Origin of the sequence: Clostridium gallinarum (assembly GCF_014836325.1) — a bacterium.
Classification (GTDB): Bacteria; Bacillota; Clostridia; order Clostridiales; family Clostridiaceae; genus Clostridium; species Clostridium gallinarum.
Genome location: NZ_JACSQZ010000028.1, coordinates 1 through 16103, shown reverse-complemented (window position 1 = coordinate 16103; position 16103 = coordinate 1). Strand labels below are relative to the sequence as shown.

Here is a 16103-nt window from a genome sequence, read left to right as displayed (position 1 = left end):
ATGCTTGCAGTTATTAGTGTTACTGAACTTGGTGATGAAATAGGAAAAAAAATTAATAATGAGTTTGGAGGAAAAGCTTACTATAAATCTAAAATAAATAATTTTAATTTAGATAAAGTAGTAAATGAAGCTTTTAAAGAAGGTGATTCAATAATATTTATAAGTTCTACTGGAATAGCAGTAAGAGCAATTTCAAAGTATTTAAAATCAAAGGATGTAGACCCAGCAGTAGTAGTTGTGGATGTATGCAATAAATTTACCATAAGTTTAGTTTCAGGACATTTAGGGGGAGCTAATGAACTAACTTTAAAAGTTTCAAAGTTATTAAATAATACTACTGTTATAACAACAGCAACAGATAATTTAAATAAGAAAGCTCCAGATATAATAGCCAAAGAAAATAATTTAATAATAGAAAGGTTAGATAAAGCTAAAGATATTGCAGCTAGATTAGTTAATGGCAAAAGTATTTATTTTAAGGATGATTTAAATAAAATTAAATGTCCAAAGGGATATATAAAGAGTGATGAAATTAAAGAAAATATGCTTTGGATTACAGATAGATTAAATTCTCATAAAGATGTACTTAGACTTATAAGAAAAGATATAGTTCTTGGAATTGGATGTAGAAAAGATACATCCTCAGAAAAAATGCTTAGATTTATAGAAAAAACTTTAAATGACAATGAAATAGATATAAGAAGTGTTAAAACAGTTTCATCTATAAATATAAAAAGTGAAGAAAAGGCTATTTTAGATTTAAAAGATAAGCTTAATGTAGATTTAAAATTCTTTACTAAAGAAGAAATTAGAAAAGTTCATAATAAATATGAAGGTAGTGACTTTGTAGAAAAGAACGTTGGAGTTAGAGCTGTAAGTGAGCCTGTTGTAGAGTTATTAGGTGCAGAAATAATTATAGATAAGATAAAGTTTGAGGGAATTACATTAACTATTGGAAGAGTAATTTAAAATAAAAATTTATTCTTAGTAGAATTAAAAAATATAAATAAATATAGAGAAGAGAATTAATTTTTATTTAGAAGAAATATATTAAAAATGGAGGTACATATGGGGAAGTTATATGTAATAGGAATAGGTCCAGGTGGTTTAGATCACATGACAATAATGGCAAAAAAGGCTATTGAAGAAAGTGAAGTAATAGTTGGATATACAAAATATATAGATATGATAAAGTCTATGATAGAAGGAAAAGAAGTTTTTAGTACTGGTATGAGAGGCGAAGAAGAAAGATGTAGGGAAGCCTTAAGGTTATCAAAAGAAAAGAAAGTTGCATTAATAAGTACAGGTGATTCTGGAATATATGGGATGGCAGGATTAGTACTAGAACTTATGGATTATGAAGATGTAGAAATAATACCAGGTTTAACAGCTTCAAGTGCAGCAGGTTCAGTATTAGGAGCTCCACTTATGCATGATAATTGTAATATAAGCTTAAGTGATTTAATGACACCTTATGAGCTTATAAAGAAAAGAGTTAGAAATGCAGCTGATGCAGATTTTATTATTTCATTATATAACCCAAGAAGTAAGGGAAGACCACATTATCTAAAAGAATGTATAGATATAATAAGAAAGTATAGAAAAGCTGATACTCCAATAGCTGTTGTAAGACATGCTCTAAGAGAAGGGCAAGAGGTTAAATTATTTACATTAGAAAATTTTGATGAAAGTATAGTAGATATGTTCTCTATAGTTATAATTGGAAATTCTCAAAGTTATATTAAAAAGGATAAATTTATAACTCCAAGAGGGTATAAGATATGATAGGATTTGTTCTTGGAACATCTGAAGGTAATGAAATATTAGAAAAAGTAAATAAAATAACAGACAATATAGTAATATCAACGGCTACTAATTATGGGGGAGAGCTTTTAAAAAAATATAAATTTAAGCATTTAAACACACAACCTTTAGATGAAGAAGGATTTAAAAGATTAATTAAAGAGTTTAATATAAAATTATTTGTTGATGCGTCACATCCATATGCAAAAGAAGTATCAAAGACCTTAATTAAAGCTTGTGAGGATTTAAATATTGAATATATAAGATACGAAAGAAAGAGTTATCTTGATAATATTGAAAATAAAAACATTATTAGAGTAGATAACTATGAAGAATTACCAAAGGTATTAGAAAATATAGAAGGAAATGTATTAAATACTACAGGAAGTAATAATGCAGGATTTATAAATAGTTTAGAAATAAAAAATAGAGTAATACATAGGGTGTTGCCTTTACCTAATATACTTCAAAAACTTATAGATTCAGGAATAAAAATAGAAAATATAGTTGCTATAAAAGGACCTTTTGGAAAAGAAATAAATAATGGAATAATAAAAGAATATGAAATAAAGGCAATTATAACTAAGGATAGTGGGTTAGAAGGTGGAATGAAAGAAAAAATAGATTCGGCTTTAGAAAATAATATTAATGTAATAGTAATTAGTAAGCCGAAAATTAAATATAAGAATTTTTATGAAACTATAGATGATTTAATTGAGGTTATAGAAAATAAAAAAGAATTAATTATTAGATAAGACATATAAATTATATATTTAATTTATAAGAAATAGTAAAAGTAGGGGGAAAATATGAAAAAATCAATATTTATTTTATTAGCACTTTGTTTATGGGTATCTATTCCTATGAATACTTATGCTATGCATATTGCAGAGGGGGCAATTTCATTAAATTGGTGTGTTTTTTACTTTGTATTATCAGCACCGTTTATATTTATAAGTATAAGAGAACTTAGAAAGTGTATTAAGAAAAATAGTGAAATAAAAATGCTATTAGCACTTATGGCAGCCTATATTTTTATGATGTCAGCCATGAAATTACCATCAGTTACAGGGAGTTCATCACATCCAACAGGAACAGGACTTGGAAGTATAGTATTTGGACCATTAGTAGTTGTAATACTTTCAGTAATTGTATTATTATTTCAAGCTTTATTATTGGCTCATGGAGGATTAACTACTTTAGGTGCAAATGTATTATCTATGGGAATAATAGGTCCATTTATAGCCTATGGTATATATAGATTAGTAAAAAATAAAAACAAATCTGTAGCTGTATTTTTAGCCTGTGCACTAGGAAATTTATCAACATATATAGTTACTTCTATTCAATTAGCTCTTGCATATCCAGATAGTGTTGGAGGAGTAATAGCATCAGCTATAAAATTTATGGGAATATTTGCTTTAACTCAAGTTCCACTTGCAATAGTAGAAGGAATTATATCAGTTATATTATATGATTTTATAACAAAACATTGTATTAATGAGTTAAATGAATTAGAGGAGGCTCTATTATAATGAAAAGAAAAAATATATTTTTAATTTTTTTATGTTTAGCTCTTATTATAGTACCATTTATAATTAATAAAGATGGAGCTTATGAAGGAGCAGATGCTCAAGCTGATGCTCTTATTTATGAAATTAATCCAGAGTATGAGCCATGGGCAGAAAGTCTTTGGGAACCACCATCTGGAGAAGTTGAAAGCTTTTTATTTGCCGCACAAGCAGCTGTAGGAGCAGGTTTTATAGGCTATTTTGTTGGAAAGAAGAAGGGGCAAGTTGTTAAGGGAAATAAATCTATATAGTAATAACTCTAAATTATTTAATATACATCCTATGGAGAAAATATTATTAATAAGTATTTCTTTAATATGTTGTAGTTATACAGAAAATATTTACTTAATAGCATTAAATATTTTATTATTTTTTATATTAAATAAAATAGCTGAAAATCCTTGGAGAATAATTAAAAAATTTATTCTTATATCATTACTTTTTTCAATATCTACAGCTATAACAATGCTTTGGCAAGGTCAAGCATTAATATCAATAGTACTTATAATTCTTAGAGGGATTAATGGTGCTATTACATTAAGTTTTTTATCATTAACAACGCCTATAAATCAAATTGTAGCACTTATAAGTATATATGAAAGCTTAAGAGATATTGCAGATATAATAAAAGCCATGGAAAGATTTATTATATTACTTGAAGAGGATTTTAGCATAACATTTAAAGCTATGAAATCAAGAGGGGGATTTGGAAGCTTTAGAAAAAGTTTAAATGATTATGGAAAAGCTTTTGGAATAATACTTAAAAATATATTTAGTAGATGGAAAGAAATTAGTTTATACCTTCAAAATAGGTGTTATAAAGGAAAGTTTAATTATAGTTTTGATTTTAAAATAAATAAAAAAAGAATACTTTCAATAATAGCGTATTTTCTGAGTTTTATAATATTAATATATTTACCATAAACTGTTGCCTAAGGATATTGGAAGTATTTATAAAAACCTCTTTTAATCATATTTGATTAAAAGAGGTTTTTATTTGTTTTGGCTAAATTATACTAGGTGGATTTTATTTTAAAATTAATTTAGAACGGACCATAATTCATAATGTTTGCTATTACTGACACAGATATACTAATAGCATATTGTGCAATAAGAAGTGGTAAAATGAACTTAATCCATTTACGATAAGGAATCTTATTCATAGCAAGTACTGCCATAAGTATACCTGAAGTTGGTATCCATGTATTACCTATACCATCGGCTAAAGTAAATATTAAGCAAGCTGTTTGTCTTGTAACATTTAAAAGATCAGATAAAGGTATCATGATTGGCATTGTAAGCATAGCTTGACCACTACCAGATGGTACTAAAAGGTGTATAGTTCCTTGTACTAAAAACATTCCTATAACACTTAGTGATGTAGGGAGATGTTGTAGTAAAGTAGAGGAGTAATATAATATTGTATCTATTATATTTCCGTTTGTAAGAACTACTACTATACCTCTGGCAACACCTATTATTAAAGCACCTGGAAGAATATCTTCAGCTCCTTTTAAGAAATGTTTAATATACTGCTCTGGAGACATTCTCCAAATTAAAGCCATTGTAATGGAGATTAAAATGAATAATCCTGAGTATTCGCTCATTCCCCAGCCATACTTCATAACACCAAACACTAATATAATCATTCCTATAACGAAGCTTAATAAAACTAGTTTATGTTTAGTTTCTAATTTTATATTTGTATTTTCGTTATTTTTAGATTTTGTATATATATTATATACATCCCAAACACCAATAGATGGATCTTTTCTTACTTTTTCTCCATGTCTATATAAAAATGAAACAACTAAAATATAAATTATAACATATAAAGCAATTCTTAAAGCTATCCCTGAAAACATTGGCAATTCTGCTATTCCTTGAGCAATTCCAATAGTAAATGGGTTTATAATTGCTGTTGTAAATCCAGCACACATACCAAGCATAACAATAGCTACTCCGGTAAGAACATCATATCCCATAGCTAAAGCAAAAGGTACTACAATTGGAATATAAATTAAGCTTTCCTCGCCCATTCCAATTAAAGTTCCGCCTAATGAAAATAGAAGAACTAAAACTGAAATAAATAATAATCTTCTTTTGGCAAGTTTTTTTGAGGTAGTAGCAAGTAATGCATCTAGTGCACCAGTAGAATTCATAACAGATATCATACCACCAATTATAATTACATAAAATATAATTGGGGCAGCTTCAACCATTCCATCATGAACAGATGAAAATATATCAAAAAAACTAACAGGGGTTCTAGATATTGTTTTAAATGAATTAGGCACAACTACATTTCTTCCATCTACTAAAGTTCGAGTGTATTCACCAGCTGGAATGATGTAAGAAAAAATAGACATTACAACTAAAACTGAAAATAGTAATACAAATGGATTGATGCTTTTTTTCTCTTTTGGCTTTTTATTTTTTAAATTAGGCATAGAGTATCTCCTTATATAATGTTATCTATAATTAGGTTTAATCTTATAAATTTATTTTGTCATTTTAATAAATTCTTCTTTAATTTCAGCTAGTAAGTCCTTGTTTGTAATAACATCAAAACCTGTATAAGCCATTGATGTAGCCCCTATAAGTAGTGCTTCATGAGCAGGATTAGTTATAGTGAAATCAGCAGCTTCTGTAGTATGAAGAACTAGATTAGGATTTCCAATTCCTATTAAAGGATGAATAGATGGCACTTCATAGCTTACATTTCCCATATCCATAGAACCACTAAGGTCTTCTCCAGCATGTATATCTGTAATTCCTAAAAGATTAAGATTTTTATTAAATGCATTTGATAAAGTTTTATTTGTATTCATATCATCAAAAGAAGTTTCATAATTACTTATTTTTAATTTTGCACCTGTCATAAGAGAAGCACCTTGTGCAATATTTTTAACTTTTTCAACTAATTGTTTAAGATTTTTCTTCTTTTTAGCTCGTACATAAAATTGAGCTGTAGCTTTATCAGGCACTATATTTGCAGCAATTCCACCTTCTTTAATAATTCCATGGATTCTTACATCTTCAGTAACATGTTGTCTTAAAGCATTAATACCATTAAACATTAGGATAACTGCATCTAATGCATTTATTCCTTCTTCTGGAGCTGCAGCAGCATGACTTGACTTTCCAAAAAACTCAAATTGAAGAGCTTCCATTGCTAAAGAGCTACCACTTTCACAAGTAATGCTATTTGGATGAACCATCATAGCAACATCAATATCCTTAAATAAACCTTGTTCAGCCATATCAACTTTTGCTCCGTTTGTTTCTTCAGCACAAGTTCCAAATACAACTATTTTACCGCCAATTTCGTTAAGAACTTTACTTAATGAAACAGCAGCCCCAACGCTCATAGTTCCAATCATATTATGACAACAACCATGACCTATTCCAGGTAGTGCATCATATTCACACATAAATGCAACAGTTGGTCCAGGTATTTTACTATCAAATTCAGCTCTAAATGAGGTTTCTCTATTAGCAGTTCCTATTTCAATATTAAAAGAATTTTCTTTTAAAAATGAAGTAAGCTTTTCAACGGCCTTAAATTCTTCATCACCTACTTCAGGATTATGATAAATGTAATCACTTATTTCCCAAAGGTTTTCTTTTATACTTTGAATTTCATTCATAATTTTATTTTTCATTATTAGGTTCCTCCTTATAAAATATAGTTTATTCTTTAGTAAACTTCATAAGTTGTTCATATAAAAAGCACCCTGAGATTATATTCAGAGTGCTTTTATGTATTTATATGCAAACACATCTTAGTTTCAAAATAAACGATAGCACAAAACGAGAATTAAAAATGTTTAAATTTTTAATTTTGCTTGATTAATTATACAGCGTAATGCATAAATAGTAAATAAAATTTTTTACAAAAAGTTAATTTTTAGTTTTGTCTTTTTCGTTATTTTTCTTAATGAAAAAAATAACTATTAAAATTAAAATTGATAAAATTAGAGCAAATAATATAATTCTAAAGATGTTATATTCTTCATATTGAAATTTTAAATTAGTATTGTTACTAATTTGATCAAGTGTATAACTCCATTCTAATGTATTTTCATTTATTATATTATTAGAATTAGATGATAATACTTTACCTGAAACAATAACTCTATTAGTAAATGGAATAAACTTTAAGTAATTTGCTAAATTATTATCTACAATAGAGGATAAATCAGAAAGAAATTTTATATCAAAAGTGTAAATATCTTTAAATAGAGAAGTAGATTTATGTTTTTCAAATAATAGATAATCCTTTAATTTACTATCTAATAATAGTTTGTTGATATCATCTGTAGAGAAATTTACTTCTTCAATATACATATTATTTTGATTATTATAAGAAGAATTAACTTCTAAATTAGGGTTTATCATATCTTTTATTATATTATTTCCTAATTGTGTTTTTATTAATGAATCATAAGTCAAAATGATTTTCATATTAGAAATGTTATCTTTGTTTATTATTGTTTCTGTATAGATGTTAGCACTACCACAAGAAACTAAAAAAAGTGTTAGAAATAAAAGTAATATTAATCGTATTTTTTTCATGTTTAACCTCCTAATGCTAATGATTATATTTTTAGCTAAATTTACGGTGAAAATACTAAAATAATAAAAATTAACTAAAAAGAGGAGAAATATTCATTGGAAAGTAATATTTTTATAGAGAGATAAATTTACAATAATTATATAATTGTTATAAATTGTATTAAGATAAATTATGATATATAATTAATCTAAATATATTCTAAATTAGAGTTTAGGCTATTTATATTAAATTAATCTGGAGGAAAGATAATGGGGAAAAATGATTTTTCAGATTTAGAAGATCAAATTATGTCCACAGTTACAAAGGCTCTTAATGCTATAGATTTTGCTAATTTAAAAAGAGAAATTAGCGATAAAACTGAGGATACTTTGAATGAATTTAAATCAAAGTTTAATGAGTATAGTGAAAAGTTAGAAAATAAATATATTAACTTAAATAGAAGAAATAAAAATGATATAGCTAAGTATATTAGTAAAAAGCCAGCCGGAAGTGTATCTGGAATATTTTATATGATATTTGGAGTTATAGGAAGTTTAATTTTTGGATTTATGTCATTTATATTTTTAATATTTATGATTTTTTTTGGTGGTATTATAGCAAATATTTATGTTGCTTTTAGTTTTATACTAACTTTCCTGGGAATAAGTATATGTCTTCTTTTAAGAGGAGTAAGTTTAAGGAAAAGAATAAAGCGATTTAAAAAATATGTAAGATTTATAGATGATAATAGTTATATTTTAATTAATGACTTAGCTAAATTCGCTAAAGAAAAAGAAGAGTTTGTTATCAAAGACCTAAATAAAATGATTAATTTAGGAATGTTTTTAGAAGGTCATATAGATGAAGAAAAAAATTATTTCATTTTAAATGATGATGTTTATGAAGATTATTTAAATTTAAAGAAACAACAATTAAATAAAGAAAATTTAAATGAAAAAGAGAAATTAAAAGAAGAAGTAGTAGAAAATAATGAAACAGAAATTGTAATTAATATGGGAAGAAAATATATTGAAGAAATAAGATCTGTAAGAAATGAGCTTTATAAAGAAAATTTAGCTATAAAGTTAGATAAATTACAAAATATTGCAACTCAAATTATTGATTATGTAGAGAAAAATCCAAATAAGATTCAAGAGGTTAATAAATTTATTAATCATTATCTTCCTATTACCATAAAGTTAATTAATTCATATGAGGATTTGAATAAGCAAGTGGTTCAAGGTGATAATATAAAAAATGCTAAAATTGAAATTGAAAATAGTATAGATCTTATAGAAATTGCTTTTGAAAATTTACTAGATGACTTATTTGAAGATGTTGTTTTAGATATTTCAACAGATATTTCTGTTCTCAAAACATTATTTAAGCAAGAAGGATTAACAGAGGAAGATTTTAAAAAGTAATTTTAAGATAAAGGAGGAATAAAAATGAGAGATGAATTTAAAGAAGATATTAATATAAAACCAGAATTAGTTTTTGAACCATTTCAAGATGAAGTTATAGATGTAAAAGTGCAAGAGGAAAAGGTAGAAGAAATAATTGAAGAAGTACAATTAACAGAAGAAGAAAAAAAGATGATAGATCAATTTGTAGATAAAATAGAAATAACTAATTCAAATTCTATTTTACAATATGGAGTAGGAGCTCAAAAGAAAATTTCTGATTTTTCTGAGTCGGCATTAAATAACGTAAAAACTAAGGACTTAGGTGAAGTTGGAGAAATGTTATCTAGTGTAGTTCAGGAGCTTAAGAATTTTGAAGAAACAGAAGAAAAAAAAGGGATTTTAGGTTTCTTCAAAAAAGGGCAAGATAAAATTTCGCAAATGAAAATAAAGTATAGCAAGGTAGAAGATAATATTAGTAAGATGTGTAATATTCTTGAGAAACATCAAATACAACTTTTAAAGGATATTGCTATGTTAGATAAGATGTATGAAATAAATAAAGTATATTTTAAAGAATTATCTATGTATATTTTAGCTGGTAAAAAGAAACTTCAAAAATTGGAAAAGGAAGAGCTTCCTAAATTACAAGAAAAAGCAAGAAGGAGTGGTCTTCCTCAAGATGCTCAAGAAGTTAATGATTTTATTGCTCTGTGCAATCGCTTTGAAAAGAAAATTCATGATTTAGAATTAACGAAGATGATTTCCCTGCAAATGGCTCCTCAAATTCGTTTGATTCAAAATAACGATTCATTAATGTCTGAAAAAATACAATCAACAATTGTAAACACAATTCCGCTTTGGAAAAGTCAAATAGTTTTAGCTCTTGGAGTTGCTCATTCTACTAATGCAGCAAAAGTTCAAAGAGAAGTAACTGATATGACAAATGAACTTTTACGTAAAAATGCAGAAATTTTAAAAACTTCAACTATAGAAACTGCTAAAGAATCTGAAAGAGGAATCATTGATATTGAAACACTTAAAATTACTAATGAATCATTAATTTCAACTCTTGACGAAATACTTAATATACAAACAGAAGGTCGTCAAAAGCGTAGAGAAGCTGAAGTTGAGTTAAGAAATATTGAAAATCAATTAAAAAATAAACTTTTAGATTTTAAATACTAATATGAAAAAGTATTTATTAGTATATAATATAACTAACTATATAAATGTAAGGAGTTTCTATATGAATAAAGAAGAATTTATAAAAAAATTAAATAAATATAGAGAAATTGTAGCCTTATGTGAATTTGGAAGTTATGGTACTAATGATTGGATAAAGGATAGAAGTGATATTGATTTAATTGTTGTAACTAAGCCTAATGTTACTTTTTTAGATACCTTTGAAATTGAAGATGGAATAAGAGAAATAGCCATTGAGTTTTATAAATATAATAAAATACATTTAACTTTTTTGTTGTTTAATGATTTTTCAAATAAATATGCACGTATTGCTATAGATAGTGAAAATAAGTATATTTTAGATGAAGAGAGATGGTATGATTTTAATCATTATGTATTAAAGTCAGTAAGAAACAATGAAAAGTTAGAGAGAACATTAAGAATAGATGAACAATATAGTTATTTTGGAGGTATTATTGATGAGTCATTATTATAGATATAAAAAAGAAAAGTTTTTAGAAAAGTATCAAAGTGCCTATGATAATCTAGAAGATCTTAAAGAAGCTATAATTGAGTATAAAAAAAATAATAGTAGAATTATAAAAAGAGCTGTCTTTGCTTTCTTTCAGGATTTTTCGGAATATATAATTGATATGTGTGAAAGTTATATAATAATAAATGATGGAAAGCTAAAAAGTAATACTTCATCTATACAAATAATAGAGAAAGCATATGATATGGGATTTTTTGATGAAAATTTAAAATTATATCTTACTATGTCTGTAAAATTGAGAAACAGATATACTCATGATTATTATAAAAGGGAAGAAAGTGAAAAACTAATAGAAGAGTTTTGTTTTAATAAACTAGCATACCTAAATATTTTCTTAGAAGAGAGTAAGGATAAAGTTATTTTAAGATATAAAGAAAAGTAAATTTAAGAATGTTATTTAAAGTAACATGTATAATACAATACATTTAACTTAAAAGTCCAGTGATTTGAAATTACTGGACTTTATTTTTTAGTTTTTTGAAACTTGTATTGATATTTTTATTATATAGTCATCAGTATTTTTACAAACTAGTTCATCAGCTAATACTTTTTCGTAAGAATTTCCAATGATTTTTAGATTATTATTATTAATGTAAGAAATTAATTTTTCATAAAAAGATGGTAAGGTATCATAATATCCTTTAGAATATCCTACAACATATAGACCTTTAGGTTTTTTTAAAATATTAGTATGGTTTGAGATTTTTTTATTATTTGTTTTGGTAAAATAAAAACTACAATCTTTAAAGTTACCTTTAAGTAAATTATCCATAGAGATAATAGTACCAGTTGAATAGCCTATATTAAGATCATTATCAAAACAATAATTTACATGATTAACATAAGTGTTAATATCATAGTACTCATTAGTATTATCTATGGGATTACTTAATACCAAATATTCTTCATCTTCATTAAGTAAACTTATTTCTTTCCTATAATTTTTACCTTCTTCAATATACTTAATTTTATTAATAAGTCTTTCTTTATTTGCCTTTAATTTATTAAGCTCATTTTCTATATTTGTAATTTCTGAATTTAAAATATCAATAACATTATTAATGTTTCTTTTATTTATAAAATCTTTAATTTCTCTAAGAGACATTCCCATATCTTTTAAATTGAAAATGATGCCTAATAATTCGATTTGAGTATGGGAATAATACATATAGCCATTAGATAATATTTTTTCAGGTTTAAATAAACCAATTTCATTATAGTAAAATAAAGTTTTTTTATTTATATGAAATAGGTTAGCAAACTCACCAGTAGTAAAATAAAGTTTATTATCATTATTCATTTAAAATTCCTCCTTGACTGTCTAGTTACTGGATACTTTAAGATTATTATAGCATAAAATAATAGAATTTTTACAAATGAAGGGAAGTGAAAGTATCATGAAATTATTATTAAACTACATAAAAAGATATAAGTTGCTTTTAGTTCTTAATATTATATCTGTATTTGGTTTTGCTTTAGTAGAGCTTGGAATACCAACTATAATGGCTAAAGTTATAGATCATGGAATAGTGTATCAAGATATAAGCTATATAAAAAGAATGGGAGTAGTAATTGGAATTATATCAATAATAGGTGTTATAGGAACAATAACTTTAGGATATTGTTCATCTAAAATATCTAGTAATATCACAAGAGATATTAGAAATGATATTTTTAAAAAATCACAGGAGTTTTCACATACAGAGTATGATAAATTTGGAGTATCATCAATGATTACAAGGACTGGTAATGATGCTTTTGTATTACTTCAATTTACGAATACACTGTTAAAAATGGCACTTTTAACTCCAGTAATGTTTATTATAAGCTTAATTATGATTTTAAAAACTAATTTATCTTTATCATTAGTTTTAGCTATAACTGTACCATTTATAATAGCGGGGGTTATAGTAATTGCTAAAATATCAGAGCCATTATCAGAAACACAACAAAAAAGGCTAGATAAATTGAATAGAATATCAAGAGAAAATTTAACAGGAATAAGAGTAATAAGAGCCTTTGGAAATGACAAGCATGAAAGTGAAAGATTTGATGAAACAAATGAACTATATGCACAGGTAGCAAAAAAGTTAAATAAACTTATGTCTATATCTCAACCGACGTTTTTCTTCTTGCTTAATCTAGCAATCATAGCTATATTTATAGTTTCTAGTAATATGATAAACTCCGGAACTCTTCAAGTTGGACAGCTAGTAGCATTTATAGAATATTTATTCCATGCAATGTTTTCTATTATGTTATTCTCTATGGTTTTTGTTATGTATCCTAAGGCACAAGTATCAGCTAATAGAATACGTGAAATTTTAGAAGAAGAACCTATAATAAAAAGTCCTGTAAATGGAGTTAAAGAAACAGATATTAAGGGTGAAATAGAATTTAATAATGTTTCATTTAAATATCCGGATAGTGATGAATATGTATTAAAAAATGTATCCTTTAAAGCTAAAAAAGGTGAGACTATAGCCTTTATAGGAAGTACAGGTAGTGGTAAAAGTACATTAATAAATCTTATTCCAAGATTTTATGATGTAACAGAAGGATATATTAATGTAGATGGAATAAATGTTAAAGATTATGATTTAAAGGCATTAAGAAAGAAAATAGGGTTTATACCACAAAAATCTTTATTATTTACAGGAAGTATTGCAAATAATATTAGATTTGGGAAAAAGAATGCAAGTACTGGAGAGGTAGAGTATTCTACAAAAGTAGCTCAAGCTTATGATTTTATTTCTAAGAAGCAAAAGAAATTTGATGAGGTTATAAGTGAAGGTGGAGCTAATTTATCAGGGGGACAAAAACAAAGATTATCCATAGCAAGAGCAATAGTTAGAAGACCTGAAATTTACATATTTGATGATAGTTTTTCAGCTTTAGATTTTAAGACAGATGCAACTTTAAGAAAAAGACTTAAAAGTGAAACAAAAGATTCAGTTGTTTTAATAGTTGCTCAAAGAGTAGGTTCTATAATGGATGCAGATAAAATCATAGTTTTAAATGAAGGTGAAGTAGTTGGTATAGGAACTCACAAAGAGCTTCTTAAAAACTGTGATATTTATTATGAAATAGCAGAATCACAGCTTACAAAGGAGGAGTTAAACTAATGAAGAATTTTAAAAGAACGATAAATAAAATTACTCCTTTTATAAAAAATTATAAATGGTCTTTTATAGGATCTATTATATTTATAATTTCAGCAGCTGTATTTACAGCTTTAGCACCTAGAACAGAAGGGTTAATAATAACTCAATTAACAAAGGATTTTGAAAAACTTATAAAAGGTGTAGAAGGTGCTGCGGTAAACTTTAATTATATATATAAAGTGTTAATTTTATTATTCTTTGTTTATCTAGGTAGTACTGGTTCTACACTTATAGCAAACTTTTTATTAACAAATGCAATTCAAAATACCATGAAGGATATAAGAGGTAAAGTACAAAGAAAAATAAGTAAATTACCAGTAAAATATTTTGATGGTAATAGTTATGGGGATGTATTAAGTCGTATAACAAACGATGTGGATACAATATCAAATGCATTACAGCAAAGTTTCTTACAAGTTGTAAATGCAGTTTTGTCAATATCATTAGCGTTAATAATGATGTATTCTATAAATATTAAATTAGCACTTTTAGCAACTTTAATAATTCCATTAAGTTTATTAATAACAAGATTTATAGTAGGAAAGTCTCAAAGTTTATTTGTTAAGCAACAAGAAGCTTTAGGTAAATTAAATGGAAGAGTTCAAGAAATATATACAGGCTTTAATGTAATTAAATTATATGGAAAGCAAGAAGATGCAATAAAAGACCTTATGGAAGCTAATGAAGAGTTAAGAGAAACAGGATTTAAAGCTCAATTTATATCAGGTATAATGTCTCCATTAGTAAGTCTTGTTACTTATTTAGGAATCGCAACAGTAGGTGTTACAGGAGCTATAATATCAATAGCTGGAGGTATAACTGTTGGTAATTTACAAGCATTTATCCGTTATATATGGCAGATAAATCAACCATTATCTCAAGTAACACAACTTTCCTCAGCAATTCAATCAGCTTTTGCGGCTGCACATAGAGTTTTTGAATTCCTAGAAGAAGAGGAAGAGATAAAGGATATTGAAAATTCTATTAAAGTAGAAAATCCTAAAGGAAATGTAACTTTTGAACACGTAAAATTTGGATATAGTGAAGATAAGATATTAATTCAGGATTTAAGTGTAGAAGTTAAAAGTGGACAAATGGTTGCTATTGTTGGACCAACAGGAGCAGGAAAAACTACATTAATTAATTTATTAATGAGATTCTACGAAATTAATGGTGGATCAATAAAAATTGATGGTGTAGATATAAGAGACATGAAGCGTGAAGACTTAAGATCTATGTTTGGTATGGTACTTCAAGATACATGGCTATTCAATGGAACAATATATGAAAACTTAGAGTATGGTAGATTTGGAGCTACTAAAGAAGAGATAGTAGAAGCTGCAAAAGTAGCCAATGTACATCACTTTATAAAAACATTACCAGGTGGATATGATATGTTCTTAAATGAAGAAGCTTCAAATATTTCTCAAGGAGAAAAGCAACTTTTAACTATAGCAAGAGCAATTTTAAAAGATCCAGCTATATTAATATTAGATGAAGCAACAAGTTCTGTAGATACAAGACTTGAATTATTACTTCAAAAAGCTATGAGAAATATAATGAAGAATAGAACAAGTTTTGTAATAGCACATAGATTATCAACTATTAGAAATGCAGATTTAATATTAGTAATTAATGAAGGAAATATAATTGAACAAGGAACTCATGAAGAGCTTATGGCAAAAGGTGGGTTCTACGAGAACTTGTATAATAGTCAATTTGCAGATAAAGAAAATTAAAGTAGTAATTAAAGGGTAAAGAAACTAAGCTAAAGTTTCTTTACCTTTTTTTGTATAGAAAACCACTAGTACTGCTAGTGGTTAAAAAGGCTTAAGCTCTGAACAAAAAAACTCCTATGATATAATG

Annotated in this window: 16 protein-coding genes; 12 read left to right on the top strand and 4 right to left on the bottom strand. The window is 26.2% G+C overall.

The genetic code is table 11. The features are described 5' to 3' along the window. From cbiG to H9660_RS08920, 6 genes are all read left to right on the top strand, one after another. Positions 1-969, top strand: a complete 969-nt coding sequence (gene cbiG / locus H9660_RS08945) for a cobalt-precorrin 5A hydrolase (protein ID WP_191750057.1) — start codon at positions 1-3, stop codon at positions 967-969. A 99-nt stretch (positions 970-1068) separates the two neighbouring features. Next, positions 1069-1785, top strand: coding sequence for a precorrin-3B C(17)-methyltransferase (gene cobJ / locus H9660_RS08940; protein ID WP_191750033.1), 717 nt, complete (start codon positions 1069-1071; stop codon positions 1783-1785). Next, the gene (locus H9660_RS08935; RefSeq protein WP_191750032.1) at positions 1782-2558 is read left to right on the top strand and encodes a cobalt-precorrin-6A reductase; all 777 of its coding nucleotides are present in this window, start codon (positions 1782-1784) and stop codon (positions 2556-2558) included. Before cobJ ends, H9660_RS08935 begins: the two co-directional genes overlap by 4 nt. A gap of 54 nt (positions 2559-2612) precedes the next feature. After that, on the top strand, positions 2613-3338 hold the full coding sequence (locus tag H9660_RS08930; protein WP_191750031.1) for an energy-coupling factor ABC transporter permease: 726 nt from the start codon (positions 2613-2615) through the stop codon (positions 3336-3338). Next, positions 3338-3625, top strand: coding sequence for an energy-coupling factor ABC transporter substrate-binding protein (locus H9660_RS08925; protein ID WP_191750030.1), 288 nt, complete (start codon positions 3338-3340; stop codon positions 3623-3625). Before H9660_RS08930 ends, H9660_RS08925 begins: the two co-directional genes overlap by 1 nt. Beyond that, on the top strand, positions 3600-4298 hold the full coding sequence (locus tag H9660_RS08920) for a CbiQ family ECF transporter T component (protein WP_207729452.1): 699 nt from the start codon (positions 3600-3602) through the stop codon (positions 4296-4298). Before H9660_RS08925 ends, H9660_RS08920 begins: the two co-directional genes overlap by 26 nt. Positions 4299-4417: 119 nt before the next feature. Here H9660_RS08920 and H9660_RS08915 read toward each other — a convergent pair whose 3' ends face one another. From H9660_RS08915 to H9660_RS08905, 3 genes are all read right to left on the bottom strand, one after another. Then, the gene (locus H9660_RS08915) at positions 4418-5824 is read right to left on the bottom strand and encodes a YfcC family protein (protein ID WP_191750028.1); all 1407 of its coding nucleotides are present in this window, start codon (positions 5822-5824) and stop codon (positions 4418-4420) included. Between the two features lie 51 nt (positions 5825-5875). Beyond that, entirely contained in the window at positions 5876-7039 is a 1164-nt protein-coding gene (locus tag H9660_RS08910; RefSeq protein ID WP_191750027.1) for a M20 family metallopeptidase, read from the bottom strand. 238 nt (positions 7040-7277) lie between these two features. After that, entirely contained in the window at positions 7278-7952 is a 675-nt protein-coding gene (locus H9660_RS08905; RefSeq protein WP_191750026.1) for a hypothetical protein, read from the bottom strand. A gap of 249 nt (positions 7953-8201) precedes the next feature. Here H9660_RS08905 and H9660_RS08900 point away from each other — a divergent pair, with 249 nt between their 5' ends. The 4 genes from H9660_RS08900 (at position 8202) to H9660_RS08885 (ending at position 11455) form a co-directional block, all read left to right on the top strand. Next, the gene (locus H9660_RS08900; RefSeq protein WP_191750025.1) at positions 8202-9356 is read left to right on the top strand and encodes a 5-bromo-4-chloroindolyl phosphate hydrolysis family protein; all 1155 of its coding nucleotides are present in this window, start codon (positions 8202-8204) and stop codon (positions 9354-9356) included. Between the two features lie 24 nt (positions 9357-9380). Beyond that, complete coding sequence (locus H9660_RS08895; protein WP_191750024.1) at positions 9381-10523, top strand: toxic anion resistance protein; 1143 nt, start codon at positions 9381-9383, stop codon at positions 10521-10523. 61 nt (positions 10524-10584) lie between these two features. After that, positions 10585-11016, top strand: coding sequence for a nucleotidyltransferase domain-containing protein (locus tag H9660_RS08890; RefSeq protein WP_191750023.1), 432 nt, complete (start codon positions 10585-10587; stop codon positions 11014-11016). Further along, the gene (locus H9660_RS08885) at positions 11000-11455 is read left to right on the top strand and encodes a HepT-like ribonuclease domain-containing protein (RefSeq protein WP_191750022.1); all 456 of its coding nucleotides are present in this window, start codon (positions 11000-11002) and stop codon (positions 11453-11455) included. Before H9660_RS08890 ends, H9660_RS08885 begins: the two co-directional genes overlap by 17 nt. An 87-nt stretch (positions 11456-11542) precedes the next feature. Here the strand turns inward: H9660_RS08885 and H9660_RS08880 are convergent, their stop codons facing one another. Further along, a complete protein-coding gene (locus tag H9660_RS08880; protein ID WP_191750021.1) occupies positions 11543-12373 on the bottom strand; it encodes a MerR family transcriptional regulator in 831 nt (276 codons plus the stop codon). A 97-nt stretch (positions 12374-12470) separates the two neighbouring features. Here H9660_RS08880 and H9660_RS08875 point away from each other — a divergent pair, with 97 nt between their 5' ends. Then, positions 12471-14198: an ABC transporter ATP-binding protein gene (locus H9660_RS08875; protein WP_191750020.1), complete on the top strand. Its 1728-nt coding sequence runs from the start codon at positions 12471-12473 to the stop codon at positions 14196-14198. Then, positions 14198-15976: an ABC transporter ATP-binding protein gene (locus H9660_RS08870; protein ID WP_191750019.1), complete on the top strand. Its 1779-nt coding sequence runs from the start codon at positions 14198-14200 to the stop codon at positions 15974-15976. Before H9660_RS08875 ends, H9660_RS08870 begins: the two co-directional genes overlap by 1 nt. Positions 15977-16103: the final 127 nt, after the last annotated feature.

Bases quoted from the DNA above. Each gene is read 5' to 3' on its own strand.
- cbiG (WP_191750057.1), top strand. From the start codon at position 1: ATGCTTGCAGTTATTAGTGTTACTGAACTTGGTGATGAAATAGGAAAA.
- cobJ (WP_191750033.1), top strand. From the start codon at position 1,069: ATGGGGAAGTTATATGTAATAGGAATAGGTCCAGGTGGTTTAGATCAC.
- H9660_RS08935 (WP_191750032.1), top strand. From the start codon at position 1,782: ATGATAGGATTTGTTCTTGGAACATCTGAAGGTAATGAAATATTAGAA.
- H9660_RS08930 (WP_191750031.1), top strand. From the start codon at position 2,613: ATGAAAAAATCAATATTTATTTTATTAGCACTTTGTTTATGGGTATCT.
- H9660_RS08925 (WP_191750030.1), top strand. From the start codon at position 3,338: ATGAAAAGAAAAAATATATTTTTAATTTTTTTATGTTTAGCTCTTATT.
- H9660_RS08915 (WP_191750028.1), bottom strand. From the start codon at position 5,824: ATGCCTAATTTAAAAAATAAAAAGCCAAAAGAGAAAAAAAGCATCAAT.
- H9660_RS08910 (WP_191750027.1), bottom strand. From the start codon at position 7,039: ATGAAAAATAAAATTATGAATGAAATTCAAAGTATAAAAGAAAACCTT.
- H9660_RS08905 (WP_191750026.1), bottom strand. From the start codon at position 7,952: ATGAAAAAAATACGATTAATATTACTTTTATTTCTAACACTTTTTTTA.
- H9660_RS08900 (WP_191750025.1), top strand. From the start codon at position 8,202: ATGGGGAAAAATGATTTTTCAGATTTAGAAGATCAAATTATGTCCACA.
- H9660_RS08895 (WP_191750024.1), top strand. From the start codon at position 9,381: ATGAGAGATGAATTTAAAGAAGATATTAATATAAAACCAGAATTAGTT.
- H9660_RS08890 (WP_191750023.1), top strand. From the start codon at position 10,585: ATGAATAAAGAAGAATTTATAAAAAAATTAAATAAATATAGAGAAATT.
- H9660_RS08885 (WP_191750022.1), top strand. From the start codon at position 11,000: ATGAGTCATTATTATAGATATAAAAAAGAAAAGTTTTTAGAAAAGTAT.
- H9660_RS08880 (WP_191750021.1), bottom strand. From the start codon at position 12,373: ATGAATAATGATAATAAACTTTATTTTACTACTGGTGAGTTTGCTAAC.
- H9660_RS08875 (WP_191750020.1), top strand. From the start codon at position 12,471: ATGAAATTATTATTAAACTACATAAAAAGATATAAGTTGCTTTTAGTT.
- H9660_RS08870 (WP_191750019.1), top strand. From the start codon at position 14,198: ATGAAGAATTTTAAAAGAACGATAAATAAAATTACTCCTTTTATAAAA.